Genomic DNA, 12,117 nt, shown 5'->3' on the forward strand with positions numbered 1-12,117 from the left:
CCAGCACCGGGGCGGACTACTCGGCCTGGAGCACCAGCAGCGCCATGTCGTCCTCCGGAGGACGGCCGCCGAACTCGTGCACCAGCCGTTTGATCCGCTCCGCGATCAGCTCGGCGCTCAGCCCCGCGCACCCGGCGAGCGCGGTCGCGAGCCCGTCGCCGTCGTCCAACTGGACGGAGCCGGAGCGCCGCTCGGTCACCCCGTCCGTGACGCACAACAGGCTGTCGCCGGGCCGCAGTTCGAAGGTCTCGCTGGTGTAGGTGGCGTCCTCGATGACGCCGAGGAGGGTCTGCGGGCGGGCCACCGTACCGACGCTGCCGTCCGGGCCGAGGAGCAGCGGCAGCGGGTGTCCGGCGGAGGCGAGGGTGCAGCGGACGCCGCCGTCGAAGGGGACCAGCTCGCCGTAGAGGAGGGAGAGGAAGCGGGGGCCGTCGCCGACCGGGCCCGGCCGCCCGCCCGCGGCGACCAGGGCGTGGGCCGCCGCGTCGGCGGCCTCGGTGGCGTCGTCGAGGAGGAGCTGGTTGAGGCGGTCGAGGACGTCGGCGACGCGGTAGCCCTCGCGGGCGAGGAGCCGGAGCCAGGGGCGGGCCAGTCCGATGACTACGGCGGCCTCGGGGCCCTTGCCCTGGACGTCGCCGAGGGCGAAGCACCAGCGGCCGTCGCCGGCCGGGAACAGGTCGTAGAAGTCGCCGCTGGGGCCGCCCTTGTCGCAGGGTTCGTAGACGAGGGCGCTGTGCACGCCGGGGATCTCGGCGACCGCGCCGGGCAGCAGGCCGCGCTGGAGGACGCGGCTGATGGTGGCCTGGCGGGCGTACTGGCGGGCCGCGCCGATGGCGAGCGCGACCCGGCGGCTGAGATCCTCGATCAGGCCGGTGACCTCGTCGGGGAACCGGGGCAGCCCGGACCGTCCGATGACCAGCGTGCCCAGCGGCCGGCCGCCCGCGATCAGCCGGTACGACAGTGCCGCGCCGTACGTGCCGTGCGGGCCGAGGGCGTCGGCGGGCCAGGGGTAGGACACGGGCCGCAGCGAGTCCGGCGGGCGGGGCGGGTCCTTCTCCAGGGCCTCGCGCAGCTCCTCGATGCGGTTCTCGCTGCCGTGCCAGACGCGGGCGAGGCGCGGCCCGGCTCCGGCGCCCGCGTCCTCGCTCCAGCCGCCCCGGCCCAGCGCCTCGTCCTCCAGCCATACGGCGCACCAGTCGGCCAGTCTCGGCACGATCAGTTGTCCGGCGAGCGCGGCGACGAGGTCCTCGTCGAGCTGTCCGGCGAGCAGGTCGGAGGCCTCGGCGAGGAAGGAGAGGGCGCCGTGGCCCAGCCAGTCCCGGTCGTGTTCGGCGCGCTGGGGTTCGGGTGCGAGGATCTCGGCGACGCGCAGGCCGCGTTCCACGGCGTACGTCTCCAACTCCTCGACGGCCGGGGCGCCTTCGGCGGGCAGCCGGGCCCAGACGGTCTTGGTGCCGGTGCGGTAGGTGACGCCCCAGGCCTCGGCGAGGGTGGAGACGAGTCGCAGGCCGCGGCCGAACTCCGGTGTCTCGTGGGCCGGTTCGGCGTTGTTGTCGCGCGGGGCGCGGGAGGGGTGGTGGTCGGCGACCTCGACGACGATCGAGTCCGCCTCCTCCAGCCGGCACACCAGCTCGACGTCCGTGCCCGCGTGCACGACGGCGTTGGTGACGAGTTCGCTGACGACGACCATCGCGTCGTCGGCGAGCCGGTCGGTGAGGAACTCGGTGCCGGGCAGGCCGAGTTCGGCCCACTCGCGGAGCGCGGCCCGCACCAGGCCGCGGGCTGAACCGGGCGCCAGGGAGCTTCCGGACAGCGTGGCGCGCACTGTCGTACGCCGGTCCGCGCCGTGGTGCGCGGGCGCGTCGGGAGCACGTGAAGTTGTCTCCCGTTGCGTCGGTATGGCCCCCATGCACAGCTCCCCGGGCAGATCGGACGAATACGCCTCGGTCGATGCGGACAGAGTGACAGACTGACCGCGGCCATAAGCGCCGAGTCACCGAAGTGGGCCACCATGAGTGAGAACAGTGCTACGCGTGTGCTCGAAGACGGACACAAAGAGGACTGGATTCGACCATCGGATCTCCGTCCGCTGCTCGCCGTGATGACGGCCGCCCGGGACGGCGACTTCACGAAGGCTCCGGAGACGGGCCACGGAATGGTGGCCGAACTGACCGCCGCCTTCAACCAGATCGTAGACCGCAGCGCCCACTTCAACTCCGAGACACAGCGCGTCAAACGGGAACTGATCCGCCACGGCCGCCTCGACGAACGCCTCTCGGCCAGCCCCGGCCAGGGCGGCTGGACCTCCCGCGTCAACGATGTCAACCAGCTCCTCGACGCCCTGGTGGCCCCGGCCGCCAACGCGACCCGGGTCCTGGACGCGGTCGCGGGCGGCGATCTGACCCAGCGGGTCGATCTGCACGACGGCAGCCGCCAGTTGAGGGGCGATCTACGGCACCTGGGCCGGGCCGTGAACAAGATGGTGGACCAGCTCTCCCTGTTCACCGGCGAGGTGACCCGGGTGGCCCGCGAGGTCGGCACCGAGGGCAGGCTCGGCGGCCGGGCCAAGGTGACGCGGCTGTCGGGCAGTTGGCGGGACGTGACCGAGGCGGTCAACACGATGGCGTCCCGGCTGACCGCGCAGGTCCGGGACATCGCGCTCGTCACGACGGCGGTGGCGCGGGGCGACCTGACGCGCACGGTCACCGTCGAGGCGACCGGTGAGCTGCTCGAACTGAAGCTCACCGTGAACACGATGGTCGACCAGCTCTCCGCGTTCGCCGACGAGGTGACGCGCGTCGCCCGTGAGGTGGGCACCGAGGGCCAGTTGGGCGGGCGGGCGCAGGTGCGGGGCGTGTCCGGGGTCTGGAAGGACCTCACCGACAACGTCAACTTCATGGCGTCGAACCTGACGTCGCAGGTGCGGAACATCGCCCAGGTGACGACGGCCGTCGCGAACGGCGACCTGTCGCAGAAGATCACGGTCGACGCCCAGGGCGAGATCCTCGAACTGAAGTCGACCATCAACACGATGGTGGACCAGCTCTCCGCCTTCGCCGACGAGGTCACGCGCGTCGCCCGCGAGGTCGGCACCGAGGGCAACCTCGGCGGCCGCGCCCAGGTGCGAGGCGTCTCCGGGGTCTGGAAGGACCTCACCGACAACGTCAACTTCATGGCCGACAACCTGACTTCACAGGTCAGGAACATCGCGCTGGTGTCGACGGCCGTGGCCCAGGGCGACCTCGGCAAGAAGATCACGGTGGAGGCGAAGGGCGAGATCCTGGAGCTGAAGTCCACGATCAACACGATGGTCGACCAGCTCTCCGCCTTCGCGGACGAGGTGACGCGCGTGGCGCGCGAGGTCGGCACGGAGGGCAACCTCGGCGGGCAGGCGCAGGTGCGGGGCGTCAGCGGAGTCTGGAAGGACCTGACGGACAACGTCAACTTCATGGCCCTGAACCTGACTTCGCAGGTGCGGAACATCGCCCAGGTGACGACGGCCGTCGCGAACGGCGACCTGTCGAAGAAGATCACCGTCGACGCGCGCGGCGAGATCCTCGAACTGAAGGACACCGTCAACACGATGGTGGAACAACTGCGCGCCTTCGCCGACGAGGTGACCCGGGTGGCCCGCGAGGTCGGCACCGACGGCCGACTGGGCGGCCGGGCCCAGGTGTTGGGCGTCTCCGGTGTCTGGGCCGACCTGACCGACAACGTCAACTACATGGCCGACAACCTGACTTCACAGGTGCGGAACATCGCGCAGGTCGCCACGGCCGTGGCGCAGGGCGACCTGTCGAAGAAGATCGACGTGGACGCGCGCGGCGAGATCCTGGAGCTGAAGACCACCATCAACACCATGGTCGACACCCTCTCCTCCTTCTCCTCCGAGGTCACGCGTGTCGCCCGCGAGGTCGGCTCCGAGGGCCAACTCGGCGGCCAGGCACGGGTGGAGGGCGTCTACGGCACCTGGAAGCGCCTGACGACCAACGTGAACGAACTCGCGCTGAACCTCACCACGCAGGTCCGCGCGATCGCCGAGGTGGCCTCGGCGGTGGCGCAGGGCGACATGTCCCGCTCGATCACGGTGGAGACCCAGGGCGAGGTCACCGAGCTGAAGGACAACATCAACCTGATGGTGGCCAACCTCCGCGAGACGACCCGCGCGAAGGACTGGCTGGAGTCCAACCTGGCCCGCCTCGCGGCCCTGATGCAGGGGCACCGGGACCTGATGGAGGTCGCCGACCTGATCCTGCGCGAGCTGACCCCGCTGGTGAACGCGCAGTACGGGGCGTTCTTCCTGGCCGATCCGGACGAGGACAGCCTGCGAACGGCCATCCCGGCCAAGGGACTTGCCTTCATCGCCGGGTACGGGTCGGCGCAGGGGGCGACCGTGGACACGGGCGGGATGCCGGTGCACGGTCTTGTGCGACAGGCGGCGCGGGAGAAGAAGCGGATCCTGGTGGAGGAGGCCCCGCCGGACTACATCAAGATCAACAGCGGCCTGGGGGAAGCGGCCCCGGCGAGCGTGGTCATCATCCCGATCATCTTCGAGGACAAGCTCCTCGGCGTGATCGAACTGGCCTCGTTCTCCCGCTTCTCCGACGTCCACCTCGCGTTCTTCGACCAGTTCGTGAACACCATCGGCGTCGCGATCAACACCATCATCGCCAACTCCCGCACCGAGTCCCTGCTCGGCGAGTCCCAGCGGCTGGCCATGCAGTTGCAGGAACGCTCGGACGAACTCCAGAAGCAGCAGGCCGAGTTGCAGCGCTCGAACGCCGAACTGGAGGAGAAGGCGGCCCTGTTGGCGACCAGCTCCCAGTACAAGTCGGAGTTCCTGGCGAACATGAGCCACGAGCTGCGCACCCCGCTGAACTCGCTGCTGATCCTGGCCCGCCTGCTCTCCGACAACCCTGACGGTCATCTCACCGACCAGGAAGTGCAGTTCGCGACCACGATCCACCGCTCCGGCTCGGACCTGCTCCAGCTCATCAACGACATCCTCGACCTCTCGAAGATCGAGGCCGGCCGGATGGACGTACGCCCGAAGCGGCTCCCGCTCATCAAGCTCCTCGACTACGTCCACGCCACGTTCCGCCCGCTCACCCTGGACCGGGGGCTCTCCTTCGAGGTGTCGGTGGGCGAGGACGTGCCGCGCGAGATGTGGTCGGACGAGCAGCGGCTCCAGCAGATCCTGCGCAACCTGCTGTCCAACGCGATCAAGTTCACCGCGAAGGGCCGGGTCGAACTCCGCGTCAACCGGGTCCAGGACCCCGAGCACCGCTACTCCGACAGCGACGCGGTCATCGTGTTCGCCGTCTCCGACACCGGGATCGGGATCGCCGCCGAGAAACTCCCGGTGATCTTCGAGGCGTTCCAGCAGGCCGACGGCACGACCAACCGCAAGTACGGCGGTACGGGGCTGGGGTTGTCGATCAGCCGGGAGATCGCCGGGCTGCTCGGCGGCCGTATCGTCGCGGAGAGCGAGCCCGGGAGCGGTTCGACGTTCACGCTGTACGTTCCTGTCGCCAGTCCCGGGCATGCGGCGACCGGGCAGACCTCGCAGGCCGGGCAGACCTCGCAAGCCGCGCAGTCCTCGCAGACCTTGGAGGCCGGGCAGGCCGGGCAGACTTCGCAGGTCTCGCAGCTCTCGCGGACCTCGGAGCTCTCGCAGGCCTCCGAGGGGCGGGAACTTCCGTCGTTCTCCGAGGAGTTGTCCTCCGAGCCGTTCACCGGGCACGAGGTGGACGACTCGTGGCCCACACCCACCAAGCTGGAGGCGTGGAAGGTCGGGCGGGCGGGTCACGTGCTGCCGGGGCGGCGGGTGTTGATCGTGGACGACGACATCCGCAACGTCTTCGCGCTCACCCATGTGCTGGGCCGGGTCGGCATGCCGGTGCTCTACGCGGAGAACGGCCGCGAGGGCATCGAGACCCTGGAGCGCAATCCCGACGTCGAACTGGTGCTGATGGACATCATGATGCCGGAGATGGACGGGTACGAGACCATCGCCGCCATCCGCCGCGCCCCGCGCTGGACCGGGCTGCCCATCGTCGCGCTCACCGCCAAGGCGATGCCGGGCGACCGGGAGAAGTCCATCGCGCGGGGCGCCAACGACTACGTACCGAAGCCGGTGGATGTCGACCAGTTGCTGACCGTGGTCTGCGGCCTGCTGGATCCCGAGGGGGAGGACATCGCGGGGGCGGACGGCAAGGACATCGCCGGACCGGATGCGGGTACACCAGGAGAGACGGCGGCACCGCCGACGACTGAGTGAGGCACAGTCATCATGAGCGCTGAGGCAACGACCGACGAGCGCGCCAGCATCCTCCTGGTCGACGACATGGAGGACAACCTGATCGCGCTGGAAGCGGTCCTGGGGTCCCTCAACGAGCCACTGGTACGCGCTCGTTCGGGCGAGGAGGCGATGAAGGCGCTGCTGCGGCAGCGCTTCGCGGTGGTCCTGCTCGACATTCGGATGCCGGGCATGGACGGTTTCGAGACCGCCGCCAACATCAAGCGGCTCGACCAGACCAAGGACGTTCCGATCATCTTTCTGACCGGTACGGATTCGGACGCGGGGTACGCGTTCCGGGGCTATGCCACGGGTGCCGCCGACTACTTGACCAAGCCGTTCGATCCGTGGGTGCTGCGGGCGAAGGTCACCGTTTTCCTCGAACTGCACCGGAAGAACCAGTTGTTGGAGCGGATGCTGGCGCGTGAGCAGGGGCAGTTCGACGAACTGGCGTCGCGGCTCAAGGAGATCGAGGCGCGGGTGGCTGCGAGCACGGTCGCCGAGGTGCGGGAACTTCGGGATCAGGTGACGGAGATGGGGCAACTGGTGAGAGACATGCGGCGGCGCTTGACCCGGTAGGTGCGTTTTGCTCTGCGGGCCGGTGGGGGCTGGGCGCGCAGTTCCCCGCGCCCCTGACGGCCCGCGGCCCCTTCGGGCCGCGGGCCGTCAATGTGGTCACGCCTCGCGCGACCCCGCGTACATCTCGTCGATCAGGTGCTTGTACTCGCGTTCCACCACCGGGCGCTTGAGCTTGAGGCTCGGGGTGATCTCGCCGTGTTCGATGTCGAGGTCGCGCGGGAGGAGGCGGAACTGCTTGATGGTCTGCCAGCGCTGGAGGCCCTCGTTGAGTTCCTTGACGTAGCCCTCGATCAGGGCGACCGTCGCGGGCGCGGCGACGACCTCGGCGTAGGACTTGCCCGCGAGGTCGTTGTCCTTCGCCCACTCCAGGATGGACGGTTCGTCGAGGGCGATGAGGGCGGTGCAGAAGTTCCGGTCGGCGCCGTGCACCAGGATGTTGGAGACGTACGGGCAGACGGCCTTGAACTGGCCCTCGACCTCGGCGGGCGCGATGTACTTGCCGCCGGACGTCTTGATGAGGTCCTTCTTGCGGTCCGTGATGCGCAGGTAGCCGTCGGGGGACAGCTCGCCGATGTCGCCGGTGTGGAACCAGCCGTCCGTCTCCAGGACTTCGGCGGTCTTCTCGGGCAGCCCGTGGTAGCCCTCCATGATGCCGGGGCCGCGCAGCAGGATCTCGCCGTCGTCCGCGATGCGCACCTCCGTGCCGGGCAGCGGCTTGCCGACCGTGCCGGTGCGGTAGGCCTCGCCGGGGTTCACGAAGGAGGCCGCGGAGGACTCGGTCAGGCCGTAGCCCTCCAGGATGTGGATGCCCGCGCCGGCGAAGAAGTAGCCGATGTCGGGCGCGAGCGCGGCCGATCCGGAGACGCAGGCGCGCAGCCTGCCGCCGAAGGCCTCGCGGATCTTCGCGTAGACCAGCGCGTCGGCGACCTTGTGCTTGGCGGCGAGACCGAAGGGCGCGGTCGCCGTTCCGGTGCGGCGGAAGTTGTCCTGGGTGGCCTTGGCGTACTCGCGGGCGACCTCGGCGGCCCACTGGAAGATCTTGTACTTGGCGGCGCCGCCGGCCCGCGCCTTGGCCGCGACCCCGTTGTAGACCTTCTCGAAGATGCGCGGGACGGCCGCCATGTACGTCGGCTGTACGACCGGCAGATTCTCGATGATCTTGTCGACCCGGCCGTCGACGGCGGTGACGTGCCCGACCTCGATCTGCCCGGAGGTCAGCACCTTGCCGAACACGTGCGCGAGCGGCAGCCACAGGTACTGCACGTCCTCGGGGCCGAGCAGCCCGGTCGCCGCGATCGCCTTCGCCATGTACGACCAGTTGTCCTGCGGCAGGCGGACACCCTTGGGGCGGCCGGTGGTGCCCGAGGTGTAGATGATCGTCGCGAGCTGGTCCTTGGTGATGGACCCGACCCGCTCCTTGATCAGGTCCGGGTTCTTCTCCAGGTACGCGGCACCGCGCTGCTCCAGCTCCGCGAGGGTGAGCACCCAGTCGCTCTCGCCATCGGCTCCGGTCTCCACGCCGGCCGGGTCGATGACCACGACGTGCGTCAGCTCGGGCAGTTCGGCACGCTTCTCGCGCGCCTTGGCGAGCTGCGCCGCGTCCTCCGCGATCAGGACCTTGCTGCCGGAGTCGGAGAGGATGAACGTCGACTCGTCGGCGTTGGTCTGCGGATACACCGTGGTCGTGGCCGCGCCGGCGCACAGGATGCCCAGGTCGGCGAGGATCCACTCGACACGGGTGGCGGAGGCGAGGGCGACGCGCTGTTCGGGCTCCACGCCCAGTTCGATCAGGCCGGCCGCGATGGCGTAGACCCGCTCGGCGGCCTGTGCCCAGGTCAGCGACTTCCACTCGTCGGGGCCCTCACCGGAGGCCGCCGGCACCGGGTAACGGTAGGCCTCGGCGTCCGGCGTGGCAGCCACGCGCTCCAGGAAGAGGCCCGCCACGGACGGCGGACGGTTCTCGATCAGGGTCTGTGTGTCGCTCACGACATCCTCCGGGGCCCGCGACAGTGCGGCTGCTGGCTCATTGCTGCGGCGGTTGGCTCATTGCGGTTGGTGGCTCATGCGGCTGTTGTTTAACTCGCGAGTAACTATCGAGCAGTGATCAGAGTAAGCCGGGACCGGCCGGTGCGTAAGGGGCGGCGGACCGTCACTTCCTACAGAGCCATGACCACTTCGCACCGAGCCAACACCTGGGGCCCGCCGCGCGAAAGCACAACGGGCCCCGGGAATCCCTGGCTGTCGTCCGGAATTTCGGTGTATGGGGCCGCTACTTCTTGCCCTTGCCGCTGCCGACGTTGTCGTCGCTGGACAGCACCGCGATGAAGGCCTCCTGGGGAACCTCCACGGAACCCACCATCTTCATCCGCTTCTTGCCCTCCTTCTGCTTCTCCAGCAGCTTCCGCTTACGGGAGATGTCACCGCCGTAGCACTTGGCGAGGACGTCCTTGCGGATGGCGCGGATCGTCTCGCGGGCGATGACCCGGGAGCCGATGGCCGCCTGGATGGGCACCTCGAAGGCCTGTCGCGGGATCAGCTCGCGCAGCTTGGCGACCAGCCGCACGCCGTACGCGTACGCCGCGTCCTTGTGCGTGATCGCCGAGAAGGCGTCCACCTTGTCGCCGTGCAGCAGGATGTCGACCTTGACCAGGCTGGAGTCGACCTCGCCGGTGGGCTCGTAGTCGAGCGAGGCGTAGCCGCGGGTCTTGGACTTCAACTGGTCGAAGAAGTCGAAGACGATCTCCGCGAGGGGCAGCGTGTAGCGGATCTCGACGCGGTCCTCGGAGAGGTAGTCCATGCCGAGCAGGGTGCCGCGCCGGGTCTGGCACAGCTCCATGATCGAGCCGATGAACTCCGACGGCGCGAGGATCGTCGCGCGTACGACGGGCTCGTAGACCTTGTCGATCTTCCCCTCGGGGAACTCGCTCGGGTTGGTGACGACGTGCTCGCTGCCGTCCTCCATCTCGACCCGGTACACCACGTTCGGCGCGGTCGCGATGAGGTCGAGCCCGAACTCGCGCTCCAGGCGCTCCCGGATCACGTCCAGGTGCAGCAGCCCGAGGAAACCGACGCGGAAGCCGAAGCCGAGGGCGGCGGAGGTCTCCGGCTCGTAGACGAGCGCGGCGTCGTTGAGCTGGAGCTTGTCGAGGGCCTCGCGCAGCTCCGGGTAGTCGGACCCGTCCAGCGGATACAGGCCCGAGAAGACCATGGGCTTGGGGTCTTTGTAACCGCCGAGCGCCTGGGTCGCGCCCTTGTGCAGGGTGGTGATCGTGTCACCGACCTTGGACTGGCGGACGTCCTTCACACCGGTGATCAGATAGCCGACCTCGCCGACCCCGAGCCCGTCCGCGCCGAGCATCTCCGGCGAGTTCGTCCCGATCTCCAGCAGCTCGTGCGTGGCGTTCGTGGACATCATCCGGATCTTCTCGCGCTTGGTGAGCTGTCCGTCGATGACCCGGATGTACGTCACGACACCGCGGTAGGAGTCGTAGACGGAGTCGAAGATCATGGCGCGGGCGGGCGCGTCCGCGATCCCGACGGGCGCCGGGACCTCCTTGACCACCTTGTTCAGCAGTACGTCGACACCGATACCGGTCTTGGCGGACACCCGCAGAACGTCATCGGGGTCACACCCGACGAGGTTGGCCAGCTCCTCCGCGAACTTCTCGGGCTGCGCGGCCGGCAGGTCGATCTTGTTCAGTACGGGGATGATCGTGAGGTCGTTCTCCATCGCCAGGTAGAGGTTGGCGAGGGTCTGGGCCTCGATGCCCTGGGCGGCGTCCACGAGCAGCACGGTGCCCTCGCAGGCGGCGAGCGACCGCGAGACCTCGTACGTGAAGTCGACGTGTCCCGGGGTGTCGATCATGTTGAGGATGTGCGTGCTGCCCTCGTCGGCCCCGTCGGTGGGGGCCCATGGCAGACGCACCGCCTGGGACTTGATCGTGATGCCACGCTCGCGCTCGATGTCCATGCGGTCGAGGTACTGAGCACGCATCTGCCGGCTGTCGACCACTCCGGTCAGCTGGAGCATCCGGTCGGCGAGCGTGGACTTGCCATGGTCGATGTGCGCGATGATGCAGAAATTGCGGATCAGCGCCGGGTCGGTACGACTCGGCTCGGGCACATGGCTGGGGATCGCGGGCACGCAGGGTCCTGATTCTTGAGGCGTCCGCAGTGTCTGCGGTCTCGGGTCGGATCGATACGTAGGCTCCATCGTCCCACGGGCGGGAGGTGCGGTCCGGTTTGGGACGGTGCGGGTGGGTGGGCGTGGGGTGGCAGCGCCCTGTTGGGGGTGGTTTGGGGTGCGGATTTGGGTGTGGATTTGGGTGTGGTTTCGGGGGCGGGCGCGGCTCGGGGGTGGGTCGGGGTGCGGTTTCGGGGTCTGGGGATCTTGGGGGCCTCCGGAATTTAGGGAGCCGTAGGGATTAGGGATGGGGACAGGGCGAGGCCTCTGGGGGATGTTGGCTGGGGCCTCCGGGACTGGCGGGGAGAGGTTCGGGGACGGGGATTTGGTTGGTCTCTCGGGGACGCCGGCGGGCTGCCCGGGAATGCGCTGATACCTCGGGGCCGGTGCAGAACGGAACGGACGGGGCTCGGGAGCTCCCGGGAGAGGGCGGTTCACGTGGGGCCGGGCTTCCAGCCGGGCCTCTTGGGAGCCGGTTCCGGACCCGGCGAGCGGGAGTGGCCGTCCGGGTTGCCCCGGCACCAGGCGGGTGGTGGCGGTGGCCTCTCGGGGACCGGTTTGGGTGGGCCGGTGGCCGACTGGTAGCCTGAGTGGCTGTGCCTCATGCCCTCTCGGTGCGAGGCGCACCCCAAGGAAAATCATCGGCCCGGGACCCGTGCGGCCCCGTGCCAGAACCTGCAAAGGCTCATTCGTGGCGAACATCAAGTCCCAGATCAAGCGGATCAAGACCAACGAGAAGGCTCGGCTGCGCAACAAGGCCGTCAAGTCCTCCCTGAAGACCGCGATCCGCAAGGCCCGCGAAGCCGCTACCGCGGGTGACGTCGAGAAGGCCACCGAGTACCAGCGCGCTGCCGCGCGTCAGCTCGACAAGGCCGTCGCGAAGGGCGTCATCCACAAGAACCAGGCCGCCAACAAGAAGTCGGCGCTTGCTTCCAAGGTCACCGCGCTCAAGGGCTGATCCTTCCGCACTTGCCTCGGCCCGCGCTCGCGCGGACCGGACCAGTAGCAATCCACCGTGAGGACACGTCGAGCCCTCTACCTCGATTCACGGACAGAC

6 protein-coding genes are annotated in these 12,117 nt (G+C 69.1%); 3 read left to right on the top strand and 3 right to left on the bottom strand.

Translation table 11 applies throughout. The annotated features are described in order from the left end of the window. Positions 1 to 16 precede the first annotated feature (16 nt). Positions 17 to 1,909, bottom strand: coding sequence for a SpoIIE family protein phosphatase (locus OG223_RS18610; RefSeq protein WP_329249607.1), 1,893 nt, complete (start codon positions 1,907 to 1,909; stop codon positions 17 to 19). A gap of 102 nt (positions 1,910 to 2,011) precedes the next feature. Between OG223_RS18610 and OG223_RS18615 the strand changes: the two genes are divergently transcribed. After that, complete coding sequence (locus tag OG223_RS18615; RefSeq protein ID WP_329249610.1) at positions 2,012 to 6,280, top strand: HAMP domain-containing protein; 4,269 nt, start codon at positions 2,012 to 2,014, stop codon at positions 6,278 to 6,280. Between the two features lie 12 nt (positions 6,281 to 6,292). Beyond that, positions 6,293 to 6,877, top strand: coding sequence for a response regulator (locus tag OG223_RS18620; protein WP_329249611.1), 585 nt, complete (start codon positions 6,293 to 6,295; stop codon positions 6,875 to 6,877). 96 nt (positions 6,878 to 6,973) lie between these two features. Here OG223_RS18620 and OG223_RS18625 read toward each other — a convergent pair whose 3' ends face one another. Continuing rightward, positions 6,974 to 8,863 (bottom strand): AMP-dependent synthetase/ligase, encoded by a 1,890-nt coding sequence (locus tag OG223_RS18625; protein WP_329249613.1) that lies wholly within the window; start codon positions 8,861 to 8,863, stop codon positions 6,974 to 6,976. Between the two features lie 283 nt (positions 8,864 to 9,146). Continuing rightward, complete coding sequence (gene lepA, locus OG223_RS18630; protein ID WP_329249616.1) at positions 9,147 to 11,021, bottom strand: translation elongation factor 4; 1,875 nt, start codon at positions 11,019 to 11,021, stop codon at positions 9,147 to 9,149. A gap of 730 nt (positions 11,022 to 11,751) precedes the next feature. Between lepA and rpsT the strand changes: the two genes are divergently transcribed. Beyond that, entirely contained in the window at positions 11,752 to 12,018 is a 267-nt protein-coding gene (gene rpsT / locus OG223_RS18635) for a 30S ribosomal protein S20 (RefSeq protein WP_329249620.1), read from the top strand. The last annotated feature ends 99 nt before the right edge of the window (positions 12,019 to 12,117 follow it).

Source organism: Streptomyces sp. NBC_01478, assembly GCF_036227225.1.
Lineage (GTDB): Bacteria > Actinomycetota > Actinomycetes > Streptomycetales > Streptomycetaceae > Streptomyces.

What these genes read in the sequence shown, in the direction of transcription:
- OG223_RS18610 (WP_329249607.1), bottom strand. Translation starts at nt 1,909, where the DNA reads ATGGGGGCCATACCGACGCAACGGGAGACAACTTCACGTGCTCCCGAC.
- OG223_RS18615 (WP_329249610.1), top strand. Translation starts at nt 2,012, where the DNA reads ATGAGTGAGAACAGTGCTACGCGTGTGCTCGAAGACGGACACAAAGAG.
- OG223_RS18620 (WP_329249611.1), top strand. Translation starts at nt 6,293, where the DNA reads ATGAGCGCTGAGGCAACGACCGACGAGCGCGCCAGCATCCTCCTGGTC.